Raw genomic sequence first — 13,645 nt, 5'->3', positions numbered from 1 at the left:
ACAAAAATAACTCATCAAGTTATTTTTGTAACATATCGCGCTGGACATCCGAAAACCTGCGGCGAAGTTCCGGCCCCGGGGAACGCAGCGGGCCGGTGGCACTTTCGCCATGGGCGTCGAGCCAGGATTCTGAAGCCGGCAGAAAGGCTTGATAGAGCCTCGCACAAAGCTGGCGCGCCTCGAGAGCCGGCCAGGCTGACGGCAACAGGCCGGCGGGGAGCAGAGGATCGCGGAGGATCACCCGCCGGTAGTGATGGATCAGAAGGATCCGCGCGAGGATGGCGTCCGCGGGAGAGATCTTGTCGGCACCGCCGATCCAGCCTTCGAGCGGCGCAAACGTCTTCACGAACTCACGATACGATTCCGCGGTCCGCTCCAGCGACCAGCTCGCGGCCGCCAGCTGCCGTCCCGTCGCGTTGTCAGCCGAAACTTCAAGCCGGATCGCACCTTCGACAACGGATGGCACGGGGGCGTCCGAGGGAGCGACCCAGACACCGGGCATCGGACTTCCAAAGCCGGCCTCGGCCAACGCCGATCGCGACGCCTCGCGGTCCGCGCCGTTTCCGATCAGCAGGAGCTCAAAGCGCCCCGCCCAATTCGACGGATGTGGATTGTAGACGTGCTCCACGGCCGTCTCGAAACGCTCACGCCCGCTCTTTGCAAGCTTGTAGAAACTCTTCCGGCCAGCCCTGTCCCGATCCAGCCAGCCGTCGGCGGCAAGACGGGACACAGCCGTACGGACCACGCCGCCGTCGGTCCCCAGCATGTCCAGGAACTGGAGCAGCGTTCCAAGCCACACCGATCCGCCGCGCGGCAGAATGGCATCGCCATAGAACGTGATGATGAGAGAACCGGTGCGCGAAGGCTCGCGTTTGAACCGGCTGACGATACGGGAAAGCGAAGGGTGACTCATGGAAACGCAGCATAGTGCATTCCATCGGGCGGGCGAGCCCCGGATGGAAGCGACTTGCGCCCGAGTCATAAAGGAAGATGAATACTCTCGCTGCTGACGACTCTTAATCCAATAAATAAGCCAGCTTATCTAAAACATTAACTACAGGCACAGGCTCATATCCGCATCGCGGAGCGCCTTTACGGCCCATCAGCCGCGTTCAGATGTGGAAATGCCAAACCAGCAGAACGACGCCCAGCACAGCGGCGCCGCTCAGCGCCCAGCTTGCTATATAAGCGGCATCCTCAAGGCCCGGGGTACCGATATGCTCGGCGGGACTTACGTGGATTTGTTGCCAGTGGTCAGCCATCGCAGCCTCCAATGAAGCCTCCCGGAAGAGACAATGGCGGGCAGGACCAAACGGTTCCGCGAGATCGCAGATTTCACGTTGCTAGTGGTGACATGGAATTAAGTGGCGCTCCCTAGCGGAATCGAACCGCTCTCTCCACCGTGAAAGGGTGGCGTCCTAACCGATAGACGAAGGGAGCATTAGTCGCGCAAAACCAACAGGTTAGCAATGTTGGGGCGAACGCCGGACCCAACCCCCGAGGAAATTTGGCCGACGCGGGGGAACGTATAATGGCGTTTCGCGGCTGCGGCAAGCCGCGAGATACCCCGCTTGAGCGCTCTCCGCAACTTCATGCACACTCGGCCGAAAGCCTGCCGGGACTGTCCGGCAAAGCCGCCGGAGCCAGACACATGACCCGCAAGCTGATCGACATTTCCGTCCCCCTCCAGAACGACGTGCCTGCGGATCCCCCCGGCGGCCATCCGACGATCCAGTACATCGATCACCAGCAGGGGTTGCCGCGCATGCTGTCCTTCTTCGACGGCCTGAAGAAGGAAGACCTCCCCGACGGTCAAGGCTGGGCGGTCGAACAGGTCAACCTCTCGACGCACAACGGCACTCATCTCGACGCGCCCTATCACTTCCATCCGACGATGAATCGCGGCGAGCGCTCATGGACCATCGATGAGGTGCCGCTGGAGTGGTGTTTCCAGCCCGGCGTCAAACTCGACTTCCGCCACCTCCCCGACGGCTATGTCGCCACCGCCGCCGATGTCGAGAACGAACTCAAGCGCATCGGGCACACCCTCAAGCCGCTGGAGATCGTCGTGGTCAACACCAGCGCCGGCGTGAAGTACGGACAGCAGGACTACGTCACTTCCGGATGCGGGATGGGATACGAAGCCACGATGTACCTGCTGGAGCGCGGCGTGCGCCTCACCGGTATCGACGGCTGGAGCTGGGATGCGCCGTTCGTTTACACCGCGAAGAAGTATGCCGAGACGAAGGACGCCAGCCTGATCTGGGAGGGCCACAAGGCCGGCCGTCACATCGGGTACTGTCACATCGAAAAACTTCACAATCTTGAGCAGTTGCCCTCGACGGGGTTCACTGTGTCCTGCTTCCCCGTGAAGATCGAACGCGCGTCCGCCGGCTGGACGAGAGCTGTAGCCATTCTGGATTGAGTGAAACGAAAGGCCCTTAACAACCAGCCCGCCGCAGGACTAGTCTTGAGCGGGCCGGTGAGACCGGATCAGGAATGGAGATCATCAATGACGATGCCTGAGGATGTCGCCCGGCTCCAATCGCAGATGAGAGAAGCAGTTAAGGCAAACTGGAAAGCCTTCCTGATCGAAGGCATCGTGCTGGTGATCCTGGGAATGGCAGCAATTGCGATCCCGCTTATCGCCAGCATCGCGGTCACGATCTTCCTGGGCTGGCTGTTCCTGATCAGCGGCGCCGTGGGTCTCTACCTGACGTTCACCACGCGCGACATGCCCGGCTTCTGGTGGTCGTTGCTCTCCGCAGTTCTTGCGCTTGCTGCCGGCATCATCCTGATCGTTCAGCCCGTAGCGGGAACGCTGACGCTCACCCTCGTGGTCAGCGCCTATTTCATTGCCGAAGGCATCACCACCATCATGTACGCCCTCGCCCACCGCAAGGAATTGTCCGGCCGCTGGGGATGGCTGCTGGTGTCCGGTCTCGTTGATCTTGTGGTGGCCGCACTGATCATTGCCGGGCTTCCCGGTTCAGCTGCATGGGCCATCGGATTGCTGGTCGGCATCAATCTCGTCTTCGGCGGCACATCCCTGATCGGAATGGCGCTCGCGGCGAAAAATATGTGATGCTCAGAGGCTGCGAATTTAGCAGCCTCTGCAAATGCTCTTGATCTTGCGATCGAGCGCCTTGTCCTCAGCGGACTCGGTGTAGTTCTTTTCCTGATTGGAGGGCACATCGCTCGCACGCGGCTGACGATGTCCGACGGGTGCCGGGGGAACGCTGCCCGAGCTCGTTGTCGCAGAGGGACCGGTCGTCGTCCCGCTTTTGCTCTGAGCCATTGCGCCTGACGCCGCTAACAGCAACGCCATCATGGCGATCGGGATGGATTTCCTCATATCACACCTCCACCAGTAACGATTCCTCAGCGTGGGTGTAGTCTACCGGGAATGAGAGGGATTTTCTATCGTTGCGCAATTACGTCTGCCCTGCGCCGCACAATCCTGTGTCTTGCGAATATCCGCCATCAATCCGAGCAGCCAAATACCTGCGGTGACCAGGACGACAAAAAAGCCGAGCATCACAGCGTTTTCAACGCCGCGATGGCCGTCATTTTCAGGAGGTTCGGGCTCGGTCATCTATTCCGGTGGCGGATAAAGGTGCACGTCGCCGCAGTAATCCACGACACGATACCGCCGGTCGTGCCCGCCTTCACCCGCCTGTGACAGATATTGTGGTCCTATCGGCGCCTTGCCATGACCGCCGGGAATATCGAGCACATAATCGGGCTGGCACAAGCCTGACACACGCCCCCGCAGCGACAGCATCAGCTTTTGCCCTTCCTCAAGCGTGGTGCGGAGGTGAGCCGTACCCGGCGCAAGATCGCCGTGATGCAGGTAATACGGCTTGATGCGGCATTCGACAAAGCTGCGCAACAGCGCCTCCAGCGTCGCAGCATTGTCGTTCACACCGCGCAGCAGCACTGACTGGCTAACCATCGGGATGCCGGCGTCGATCATTCGCGCACAGGCAGTGCGAGCATCCCCCGTCAGTTCACGCGGATGATTGGCGTGCAACGCGACCCATGTCGTCGCGCCCATCGCCTTCAGCGCATCGACAGTCTCGTCAGTGACCCGGCCGGGATCGGCGACCGGCACGCGGGTGTGAATGCGGATGATCTTGACGTGATTGATGGCGGCAAGATCCGCCATGATTTCCTTGAGCCGCCTCGCCGACAGCATCAGCGGATCGCCGCCGGTCAGAATGACTTCCCATATCTCCGAATGGGCGCGAATGTAATCCAGCGCCTTTGAATAAACATCGTCGGAAAGAGCGGTCTCCTTCCCCGGTCCCACCATTTCGCGGCGGAAGCAGAACCGGCAGTACACTGCGCAGACATGCACCAGCTTGAACAGCACGCGATCGGGATAGCGATGCACGATGCCGCCGACCGGCGAATGCGTATGGTCCCCGATCGGATCGGCGTTCTCGCTCGGAAGCGTGACCAGTTCGTCGGCGGATGGAACGTATTGGCGCGCGATAGGATCGTTCGGGTCCGACGCATCAATCAGCGCCGCGACATCCGGCGTGACCGCCACGGCGTAACGCGCGGCGACTTTGTCCAGTTCGGACAAGTTTTCGGACGGGGCAAGTCCATGCTCAATCAGGTCCGCAGCGGTTCGCAAGGTTGCAATAGCGCGACGGGTCATGCGTCACCTTCCCGCGGTGTCCACACCACCTGATCGATCCGGGTCGCACCGCTTGCGAGCATCACGAGGCGATCGAAGCCCAGCGCCACGCCGCAGGCCTCCGGCATCTGCGCCATCGCGGCGAGAAACTCCTCATCGAGCGGATAGCGTTCGCCGTAGCGGCGCTCCTTCTCGTCCATCGCCGCGGTGAAGCGCGCGCGCTGCTCCTGCGCATCGATCAGTTCGCCGAATCCGTTCGCAAGCTCCACACCGCAGGCATAAACTTCAAATCGTTCCGCGACACGCGGATCGGATGCTTTGACCCGCGCCAGGGCCGATTCCGGCGCGGGGTATTCGTAGAGGATGGTCAAGCGGCCCTGCCCCAGATGTGGTTCGACATGCTCGACCAGCACTTTGCTGAAGATATCCGACCAGGTGTCGTCATCGGTGACGCGGACATGACTCGCCGCCGCAGCGGACAGCGCCTCGCGATTGGCTCGTCCGTCAGGAATCGTTGCGAGCAGATCGATCGACGCAAAGCGCATGAACGCATCGGCGACGGTGAGCAGATCCGGTTCGGCAAACGGATCGGCCACCTTTCCCCTGAACGAAAACGTGCCGATCCCGGTGGTCTGAGCGGCATGCGCAATGGCGACCACCGTATCGGCCATCACCGCCTCATAGCCCTCGTTGGCGCGATACCATTCCAACATCGTGAATTCCGGCAGATGCAGTGGACCGCGCTCGCGATCCCGGAACACCCGGGCGAACTCCACGATCTGCTTCTCTCCCGCCGCCAGCAATTTCTTGCAGGCGAATTCAGGCGACGTCCGAAGGAAGTATCTCGACTTCTCGCCAGAGGCCGAGGTCAGATCCGCCGCGGGGGCATGGAGATGGGTCTCGTTCCCGGGCGATTTTTGAAGGATTCCGGTTTCGACCTCGACGAATCCCTCGTCCTCGAACCAGTCCCTCAGGGCGCGGGAAATCGCGCTGCGCGCCTGCAAAAACGGCTTGCGGTCCACATGGCGGCCGGGTGTCCACCAAGGGGAGGATTCCTGGTCTATACTCATGGGCGAAAAGCCCGATTCCGCAGCAAAATGCTGGCTTTACCGGTCCAAATCGGTATGTTGCGGCCCGAAACTGCCTTGCCGGACCCTGAAGCGCCGTTCCGGCGCCGCGACCGGCCCTGAACATTAGGAAACCTATCTGTGAAAGTCATCGCCAGTTCGATCCGCAAGGGCAACATCATTGAGCAGGACGGCAAGCTATATGTCGTTCTGAGTGCGGAGAACATCCATCCCGGCAAGGGAACCCCGGTCAGCCAGATCGAAATGCGCCGAATCAGCGACGGCACCAAGGTGTCCGAGCGCTACAAAACCACCGATCAGGTCGAGCGCGCATTCGTCGAAGACCGCGACTTCAATTATCTCTACGAAGACGCCGACGGCTTCCATTTCATGAACAACGAAAACTACGATCAGCTTCTGGTTCCGAAGGACGTGGTCGGCACGCAGGCACCGTACCTGCAGGAAAACATGACCGTGAAGCTTTCGATTTTCGAAGGCAATGCAGTTGCGATCGTATTGCCGCAGCGTGTCACTCTTGAGGTCGTCGAGACAGAACCGGTGACCAAGGGACAGACCGCGTCCTCCTCCTACAAGCCGGCCATTCTTTCCAACGGTATCCGCACGGGCGTTCCGCCGCACATCGGCACGGGAACGCGCATCGTGGTCCTGACGGAAGACGGTTCTTACGTCGAGCGCGCCAAGGACTAAGGGCAGATCTCGCGAGGATGTATTGAGGGCAGCGGGAGCAGTTACAGGCGGAAGAAACGCATCGGGGAAGCTCTGGTGCTTTTTTCTGTTCGTTGCCTCGCTGTACCTCCTCGCTCACCCCACTCGCGCCGCCGAATTCAAAACGCCCGCGATTTCGTTCGTCACGCCGGACTGGCCAGCGGCCGTCAATCAGCTCAGGACCGAGATCGACTCACAGCTGGTGGCTGTCGATAACTTCAACTTCCCGTCGCGAAACCAGCCGTCGCAGTTCAATGCACAGCGCATTACGGCGATCTCGCAGATCAATGCGGTCACATCGCCTATTTTCTCCGGGGTCGAACTCAGTCCCGTCCCGGTCCTGTTGCCGTTCGATAGCGCACTCTATCTTGCGGATCGCCAAGGCGGCGCAATCAACCTTCTGATCCCGCGTTATCAGGCTGGTTTCCGGGCCGCCAGCATGTTCGAGGCCGGCTTAGCCGGCTACGACGCTGTCTTCCTGCTCGACCGGGGCGCCGGCGACAACATGCCGTCTCGTGTGTATCTGGAGCCCGTCGAGGTCCAGATCACCGCATCGCTGTTGACCTATGACATCAGCGACCCTCTGGCTGGCAAAGGCGAGCAGGTAAAATCACTGGCCACGCAATATCCGAACCTTCGCCGCGTGATCCGCGAAGGCTATGTGCGTTATGCGTTTATGCGCTTCGGCGTTCCCTACGTGGTATCGATTCAATGCCTCGATAGCGTTGCGCGCAGCCGGCGTCTGTCCTGCCGTGAGGCCTCGCCGGTCGCCGAACGGTTCCTTAAGGCCTTGCGGATCGCTGGCGGCACGCCCCGCGATCCACGTTCGAACATCGCCTCATATGTCTCGGAGCGTCCGATCGAATACTCGGCGGATTTCACCTATCGCCCCCCGGGCGAGATCATCGCCAACAGCGGATATCGCGGACAGGGCGGCCACGAGGACTTTACCGTTTACTCGCAGATCCGGTTTCCCATTGAGAAGGCTCCGGCGTTCGCCAATTCGCAATCCTTCATGAACTGGGGCGACTGCAACCTCACGGGGCGGGTGTCATTCGCGCCAACGAAAGGTGATCAGTACCGCTGCAGGCGCAACGACAAGCCGCTGGTATTCGATGAATCCGCCAAGGAGAATTACAGCTACCCCTGGCAGGACAATTTTTGCGAGACGCGCGACTTCGAGGTCGGACAGTGCGCCAATGGCATGGGCCATCAGGGCCAGGATATCCGCCCCTCGTCCTGTCACCTGCGCAACGATGGCGCGGATCGCTGTATCCCCGACCTGTTTGCGACGGTCGCGGTTCGCGACGGCGTGCTGATCAGGTCGCCCAGGCAACAGGCGGCATTTCTGCTGGTCAACACGCGCAACGAACACATCCGTTTCCGTTACATGCACATGAACCCCGCCCGGCTCGATGCGGACGGCGTCCTGCATGGACGGCGCGTCAGCGAAGGCGAAAAGATCGGCGTGGTCTCGAACTATCAGGATCGCCCCGGCGGAACGACCAACCATCTCCATTTCGACGTGCAGGTGTTCACACGCGACGGCTGGCTCTGGGTCAATCCCTACGTCACGCTGATCTCATCGTACGAGCGCTTGATCGGCGGGCGTGGCCGCGAATTCATCCAGCCGCCGCCGGAGGCGCCGGCGATGGCGCATGCCTTGCCGCCCGCAGAGCTTCCGGCAGGTGCCATCAAGGAAGGCGAAGGCCGCTAGGTATCCGGTTCCGCGGCAGTTTGGCCTTTGGCCCGGCTACCAAAGCCGCGCTAGACTGGCTGCATGACGCAAAAAGATTCTCCGGGGGCGACCTCTCTGACGCGGCGAACGCTGCTTGGCTCTGCGATTGGCGCCGGCGCATTGATCGCCAATCCGCTTCGGGCTCTCGCAGCCCCGCCTGGTTTCGATCAATGGCGTGAGGGCTTTCGCGCCCGCGCGCTGGCACGCGGCATTTCCGAGGGCACCTATATTCGTTGCCTCAGCCGGGTTGAGCCGGACATGAGCGTGTTCGAGAAGATGCGCAAGCAGCCCGAGTTCAACGAGCAGCTCTGGCAGTACATCAACCGCCGCGTCTCAGACTGGCGTTTGTCCGCGGGAAAGGTCGCGCTTCAAAAATACAACGCTCTGTTCAGCCGGATCGAAAAGGACTTTGGCGTCGAACGCGGCACGCTGCTCGCGCTGTGGGGCGTCGAGACGGCGTATGGCGATCCGCTGGTGCAGCAGAACCATATGCGGCCGGTGTTTCCTTCGCTCGCCGCGCTGGCGTGGAACGAGCCTCGTCGCAAAGCCTATTGGGAAACCGAGCTCATCAACGCGCTGCGTATCGTCGACAAGCACTGGAGCACGCCGGAGGAAATGCGCGGCTCGTGGGCCGGCGCGATGGGGCACACCCAATGGATGCCGGAGGTCTGGCTCAATGTCGGATTCGACTATGACGGCGACGGGCGGGTCTCGCCCTTTGGGCGCCCAGACGACGCTCTCGGCTCCAGCGCGCGCTATCTCGTCAACCGTGGCAAATATCGACGCGGCGAGCATTGGGGCTATGAGGTGAAAGGCGCGAGCGGCGGCAGTGGCAACAAGAGTTACGCCCAATGGGCGGCGGCAGGCGTCAGCCGCGCGGATGGCAAACCGTTTCCACGTCCTACAGACATGGCGCAATTATGGGTGCCTGTGCAGGGCGGACCGTCCTTCCTGCTCGGCCCGAACTTCTACGCGGTGAAGAGCTACAACCCCTCGATGAACTATGCGCTTGCCATTGTGCATCTCGGCGACCGGATTCTCGGTGCCGGGCCATTCGTACAGCCCTTCCCCGGATCGGAGCGCGCGCTGACGCTCGCCGAGGTGCAGGAAGTCCAGACACGCCTTACCAACGCCGGGTTCGACACCGGCGGTACCGATGGCCGCGTCGGCAACGACACCATGAAGGCCGTCAAGGATTTCCAAACCAAAACGGGACTGCTGCCCGCTGACGGCTATGCCGGACTGAAAGTGCTGGCGCGGCTGCGGCAGGGGTCGTAGTTCCTGTCATTGCGAGCGAAGCGAAGCATCCACCTTTGAAGAATGGATTGCTTCGTCGCAAGCGCTCCTCGCAAACGACGAGATTATCGAATAACGTTCGGTCCCGGATCGGGTACCGCCACATCCGTCACACGCATCTGCACGCGCTCGGAGCCCTGCCAGCGGTCAACCGTGAGCGATCCCGCGACATGCAGCAACTGACCGCGATTCTCGATCAGCGCATTGCCGAGCTTCTGGCCGATCGAACGAAATGCAATCCCGTTGACGAACGCGCCGTCGCCCGACTTGAAGCGCAGACGCAGATGCGCCTGCCCGACTTCATCCGCGAAAACCAGTTGATGTGACGGCAGTGCAATCAGCGGTTCGGAATTGCCCGCCCCGAACGGACCCGCGCGGTTCATGGTGTTCACAAAATCAGTCGTCACCGCGCGAGCGCTGACGGCCCCGTCAATGAACAACTCATTTGCGTGCCGCGCATCCGCCACCGTCGCTGCGAGCGCAGTCTCGACGAAGGCGCGGAATTCCGCGAGCCGCTCCTTCTTCAGCGTCACGCCCGCCGCCATGGCGTGGCCGCCGCCTTTCAGAAGAATCCCTTCATGCACCGCCTCGCGCACCACCTTGCCGAGATCGACACCGGGAATGGAGCGGCCCGATCCGGTGCCGATCCCGCCCGGCTCCAGCGCGATGGCGAATGCGGGACGTGAAAACTTCTCTTTCAGTCGCGACGCCACAAGACCGACCACGCCCGGATGCCAGCCCTCGGACGCAGTTACAATCACCGAACCTTTGTCGTCCAGACCAAGCGACGCCAGCGCCTCGGCCTCGGCCTGCGCCTCGGCCATCTGCTCGATGACGCGGCGTTCGGTGTTGAGGCGATCGAGTTCGGCGGCAATCCGCGCCGCTTCCGAGATATCGCCTTCCAGAAGCAGCCTCACGCCGAGGTCCGCCTGCCCGATACGGCCGCCGGCATTGATGCGCGGCCCCAGCATGAAACCGAGATGCCAGGCTTCCGGCGGGCCGCTGAGCCGCGCAACGTCCATCAGCGCGGTATGACCGACATGATCGCGGCGGCGCAGGGCGATCAGCCCCTTCGCGACGAAGGCGCGGTTGAGACCAGTCAGCGCCGCCACGTCTGCGACGGTGCCTAGAGCAACGTGATGGAGCGCATCCAGCAGATTGGGTTCGGGCCGGACATCACTCCAGAAATCGCGGGCGCGCAGTTCGCGGTTCACCGCAACCAGCGTCACAAAGACAAGGCCGACTGCGGCGAGATGTCCGAGCCCCGACAGATCATCGGGGCGATTGGGATTGACCAATGCATCGACAACCGGAAGCTCGTCACCGCACTGGTGATGGTCGATCACCACCACATCCATGCCGAGACGCTTGGCTTCCGCCAGCGGTTCGATGCTCGTGGTCCCGCAATCGACCGTGACCAGCAGCGTCGCGCCCCTGCCCGCGAGACCGCGCACCGCCTCCACATTGGGGCCGTAACCTTCGAAGATGCGGTCGGGAATATGGATCAGGGGATCCAGTCCACAGTGGCGCAGATGCCATGTCAGCAGTGCCGCCGAGGTCGCGCCGTCGACGTCATAGTCACCGAAGATCGCGACCTTCTCGCCGCGCGAGGCGGCGTCGGCGATGCGCTTCGCCGCAGCTTCCATCTCGGTAACTGTGAGCGGATCAGGCAGCAGCTTGCGGATGGTCGGGTCGAGAAAATCCTCAACGGCATCGATGTCGATGCCGCGCCCGGCGATAATCCGCGCCAGCATTTCCGGCACCTGATAGCGCTGCGTAATGGCCAGCGCCTTCGCCGTGCCGCGCGGATCGAGCCGATCCCGCCACGCACGGCCGGTCGCAGACTGCCTCACGCCGAGAAAAGCGGGACTGTCCTCAACAGGCAATGCGGATGCAGGGAGCGTCATGATGCCTTCCGCAGGTAAGCACGAAGCGTCAGCGTTCAATGATTCGCCGTAATCGACCTAGCAGCCGAGCTTGTCGGCCAGATCGTTGAAATCCTTAACCACGTAATCCCAGTTTCCATCAGCCTTGAAATCGCGGTTCTGGTGCGGACCATACTCCGTCACGCGCGGCACGAATGCGGTCTTCAGGCCGAATGACTGCGCCGCCTCGAGATCGTTGTTGTGCGCGGCTACGAGCATCACCTCACCTGGCGTCAGACCCAGAATCTTCGCCGCGCCCAGATAAGCTTCTCGGTCGGGCTTGTAATGACCGAAGACCTCCGCGCTCAGCACAAGATCCCACGGCAAACCGGCGTGCTTCGCCATGTTGGTCAGAAGAGCGACGTTGCCGTTGGACAGGGGCCCGATGATGAACTTCGTCTTGAGGCGCGTCAGGCCGCCGACGCTGTCCGGCCACGGATTGAGGCTATGCCAGCCGCGGGTGAGATAGTCGAAATCGGCCGAGGTCAACCCGGTAATGCCCAGCTTCGCAGCCAGCGGTTCGATCGACTGCCGCTGCAAATCATCAAGGATCACGAAGCCGCGCTCGGGATGCTTGCGGACCTCGTCCATCGACGGCATGTACGCGGCGCGCCAGCCGTCGACCAGCGCAGTCCAGTCGCCCTTGAGGCCCTTTGCCTTGCCCCACGCGGAAAAATTATCGATCAGGCTGGTCCGCCAGTCGACTACAGTACCGAAGACATCGAACAGCAGCGCCTTGATCTCGGACATCGGACCTCTCAGAAAATCTTGCGGTACTGCATGAAGCCCGACCGGTCGGCGACTTCATCGTAGAGGATTTGTGCACGCGCATTCTCGAACTGGGTCAGCCAGTGCACCCTGCTCGCGCCGTCGGCCTTTGCCTTCTCGTAGACGGCTTCGATCAGCTTGCGGCCGACACCGTGGCCGCGTGCACCTTCGTTCACAAACAGATCCTGCAGATAACAGTAGTTGCCGACGGTCCAGCACGAACGATGGTAAAGGAAATGGACGATGCCCGTCAGCTTGCCGTCGACGAACGCGCCAAGCACATACATCGGCTCAGCGTCATCGTGAAACCGCTGCCACGTCACAGCCGTTGTCTCGGCCGGAACCGAGGCCTTGTAGAACTTGAGATAGCCGTCCCACAACGGCTCCCACGCCTCGCGCTCATCCACGCGAAGCAGCCGGATGACAACGCGCTCGGTCATGGGATTTCCCTGCTTAGTCGAGGTGGAACTTCTCGAACTGGCGATGCTCGCCCTTGATGATACGGACCGTACCGGTCACGGAGCGCATCACGACGGTCTCGGTCTCGATGACATTCTTGCGGAACTTGACGCCCGACAGCAACGAACCATCGGTCACGCCGGTTGCAGCGAACAGACAGTCGCCGCGCGCCATGTCCTCGATGCCATAGACCATGTTGTGATCCTGGATGCCCATCTTGGTCGCGCGTTCGCGCTTCTCGCCGGTATCGAGAATAAGGCGGCACTGCATCTGGCCGCCAATACAGCGCAGCGCAGCCGCAGCCAGCACGCCTTCCGGCGCGCCGCCAGTGCCCATGTAGATATCGACCCCGGTGTTGTCGGGATCCGCGGTGTGGATGACGCCGGCAACGTCGCCATCGGTAATCAGGCGAACAGCCGCACCGGTGGAGCGGATCGCATTGATGATATCGGCGTGGCGCGGACGATCCAGCACCAACGCAGTGATCGCCGACGGATGAACGTCCTTGGCACGGGCGAGACGGCGGATGTTCTCGGCTGGCGGTGCGTCGAGATCGACCACGTGTTTAGGATAACCCGGACCAACCGCAATTTTTTGCATATAGACGTCCGGCGCATTCAGAAGCGTGCCGCCCTCCGCCATCGCCATGGTCGCAATCGCGCCCGGCATGTTCTTGGCGCAAAGGGTCGTGCCCTCGAGCGGGTCGACAGCGATATCAACTTCCGGACCGGCGTCGGAGCCGACCTTTTCGCCGATGAACAGCATCGGCGCTTCGTCGCGCTCACCCTCGCCAATCACCACCGTACCCTGGATTGGAATCTTGTTGAGTTCGCGCCGCATGGCGTCCACCGCAGCCTGGTCGGCAGCCTTTTCGTTGCCGTGGCCCCGGAGCCGTGCGGCGGACACCGCAGCGCGCTCAGTCACGCGAACGATTTCGAGTGTGAGAATGCGTTCCAGCAGAAGCTGCGGCGGAACGGAAATCGTAACGGACATAGGCTAACTCCCAAGACAACAAACGTGG

Annotated in this window: 15 protein-coding genes and 1 tRNA gene; 5 read left to right on the top strand and 11 right to left on the bottom strand. The window is 61.7% G+C overall.

Features of this window, described 5'->3' with window-relative positions:
* Window positions 1-19: 19 nt before the first annotated feature.
* The 3 genes from paaX to AC1Q67_RS20050 all read right to left on the bottom strand — a co-directional run bounded on the left by paaX (window position 20) and on the right by AC1Q67_RS20050 (window position 1,440).
* Window positions 20-913, bottom strand: coding sequence for a phenylacetic acid degradation operon negative regulatory protein PaaX (gene paaX, locus AC1Q67_RS20060; RefSeq protein ID WP_492236625.1), 894 nt, complete (start codon window positions 911-913; stop codon window positions 20-22).
* 199 nt (window positions 914-1,112) lie between these two features.
* On the bottom strand, window positions 1,113-1,262 hold the full coding sequence (locus AC1Q67_RS20055) for a hypothetical protein (protein WP_192817729.1): 150 nt from the start codon (window positions 1,260-1,262) through the stop codon (window positions 1,113-1,115).
* Window positions 1,263-1,365: 103 nt separating this feature from the next.
* A tRNA-Glu gene (locus AC1Q67_RS20050) sits at window positions 1,366-1,440 on the bottom strand.
* A gap of 211 nt (window positions 1,441-1,651) precedes the next feature.
* On the opposite strand from AC1Q67_RS20050, the gene AC1Q67_RS20045 reads away from it, so the two are divergent.
* A complete protein-coding gene (locus tag AC1Q67_RS20045; RefSeq protein ID WP_024577836.1) occupies window positions 1,652-2,425 on the top strand; it encodes a cyclase family protein in 774 nt (257 codons plus the stop codon).
* Window positions 2,426-2,512: 87 nt separating this feature from the next.
* Complete coding sequence (locus tag AC1Q67_RS20040) at window positions 2,513-3,085, top strand: HdeD family acid-resistance protein (protein ID WP_492236626.1); 573 nt, start codon at window positions 2,513-2,515, stop codon at window positions 3,083-3,085.
* Window positions 3,086-3,103: 18 nt separating this feature from the next.
* Here the strand turns inward: AC1Q67_RS20040 and AC1Q67_RS20035 are convergent, their stop codons facing one another.
* Genes AC1Q67_RS20035 through epmA form a run of 4 tightly spaced genes read right to left on the bottom strand, consistent with a single transcriptional unit; the run spans window position 3,104 to window position 5,715 of the window.
* Window positions 3,104-3,355 carry a hypothetical protein gene (locus AC1Q67_RS20035; RefSeq protein ID WP_492236627.1) on the bottom strand — a complete coding sequence of 84 codons (252 nt, stop codon included), beginning with the start codon at window positions 3,353-3,355 and terminating at the stop codon, window positions 3,104-3,106.
* A gap of 42 nt (window positions 3,356-3,397) precedes the next feature.
* Window positions 3,398-3,595 carry a hypothetical protein gene (locus AC1Q67_RS20030; protein WP_492236628.1) on the bottom strand — a complete coding sequence of 66 codons (198 nt, stop codon included), beginning with the start codon at window positions 3,593-3,595 and terminating at the stop codon, window positions 3,398-3,400.
* Window positions 3,596-4,666 (bottom strand): lysine-2,3-aminomutase-like protein, encoded by a 1,071-nt coding sequence (locus AC1Q67_RS20025; RefSeq protein ID WP_492236629.1) that lies wholly within the window; start codon window positions 4,664-4,666, stop codon window positions 3,596-3,598.
* Window positions 4,663-5,715 (bottom strand): EF-P lysine aminoacylase EpmA, encoded by a 1,053-nt coding sequence (gene epmA / locus AC1Q67_RS20020; RefSeq protein ID WP_492236630.1) that lies wholly within the window; start codon window positions 5,713-5,715, stop codon window positions 4,663-4,665. Before epmA ends, AC1Q67_RS20025 begins: the two co-directional genes overlap by 4 nt.
* 138 nt (window positions 5,716-5,853) lie before the next feature.
* On the opposite strand from epmA, the gene efp reads away from it, so the two are divergent.
* The 3 genes from efp to AC1Q67_RS20005 all read left to right on the top strand — a co-directional run bounded on the left by efp (window position 5,854) and on the right by AC1Q67_RS20005 (window position 9,454).
* Window positions 5,854-6,420 (top strand): elongation factor P, encoded by a 567-nt coding sequence (efp, locus tag AC1Q67_RS20015; protein WP_492236631.1) that lies wholly within the window; start codon window positions 5,854-5,856, stop codon window positions 6,418-6,420.
* 22 nt (window positions 6,421-6,442) lie between these two features.
* Window positions 6,443-8,155, top strand: a complete 1,713-nt coding sequence (locus AC1Q67_RS20010) for a M23 family peptidase (protein ID WP_492236632.1) — start codon at window positions 6,443-6,445, stop codon at window positions 8,153-8,155.
* 63 nt (window positions 8,156-8,218) lie between these two features.
* Complete coding sequence (locus AC1Q67_RS20005; RefSeq protein WP_492236633.1) at window positions 8,219-9,454, top strand: lytic murein transglycosylase; 1,236 nt, start codon at window positions 8,219-8,221, stop codon at window positions 9,452-9,454.
* 83 nt (window positions 9,455-9,537) lie between these two features.
* Here the strand turns inward: AC1Q67_RS20005 and recJ are convergent, their stop codons facing one another.
* From recJ to glpX, 4 genes are read right to left on the bottom strand one after another with little or no spacing between them, the layout of a single operon-like run.
* Window positions 9,538-11,379, bottom strand: coding sequence for a single-stranded-DNA-specific exonuclease RecJ (gene recJ, locus AC1Q67_RS20000; RefSeq protein ID WP_492236634.1), 1,842 nt, complete (start codon window positions 11,377-11,379; stop codon window positions 9,538-9,540).
* 57 nt (window positions 11,380-11,436) lie between these two features.
* Window positions 11,437-12,147, bottom strand: coding sequence for a haloacid dehalogenase type II (locus tag AC1Q67_RS19995; protein WP_492236635.1), 711 nt, complete (start codon window positions 12,145-12,147; stop codon window positions 11,437-11,439).
* 8 nt (window positions 12,148-12,155) lie between these two features.
* Complete coding sequence (locus AC1Q67_RS19990) at window positions 12,156-12,605, bottom strand: GNAT family N-acetyltransferase (RefSeq protein ID WP_492236636.1); 450 nt, start codon at window positions 12,603-12,605, stop codon at window positions 12,156-12,158.
* A 13-nt stretch (window positions 12,606-12,618) separates the two neighbouring features.
* Window positions 12,619-13,617, bottom strand: a complete 999-nt coding sequence (glpX, locus tag AC1Q67_RS19985; RefSeq protein ID WP_024577825.1) for a class II fructose-bisphosphatase — start codon at window positions 13,615-13,617, stop codon at window positions 12,619-12,621.
* Window positions 13,618-13,645 lie beyond the last annotated feature (28 nt).

The sequence above is a fragment of the Afipia sp. GW823-FHT06G09 genome, assembly GCF_058794875.1.
The sequence above is the reverse complement of the archived record's forward strand: the minus strand, read 5'-3'. Positions and strand labels throughout refer to the sequence as shown.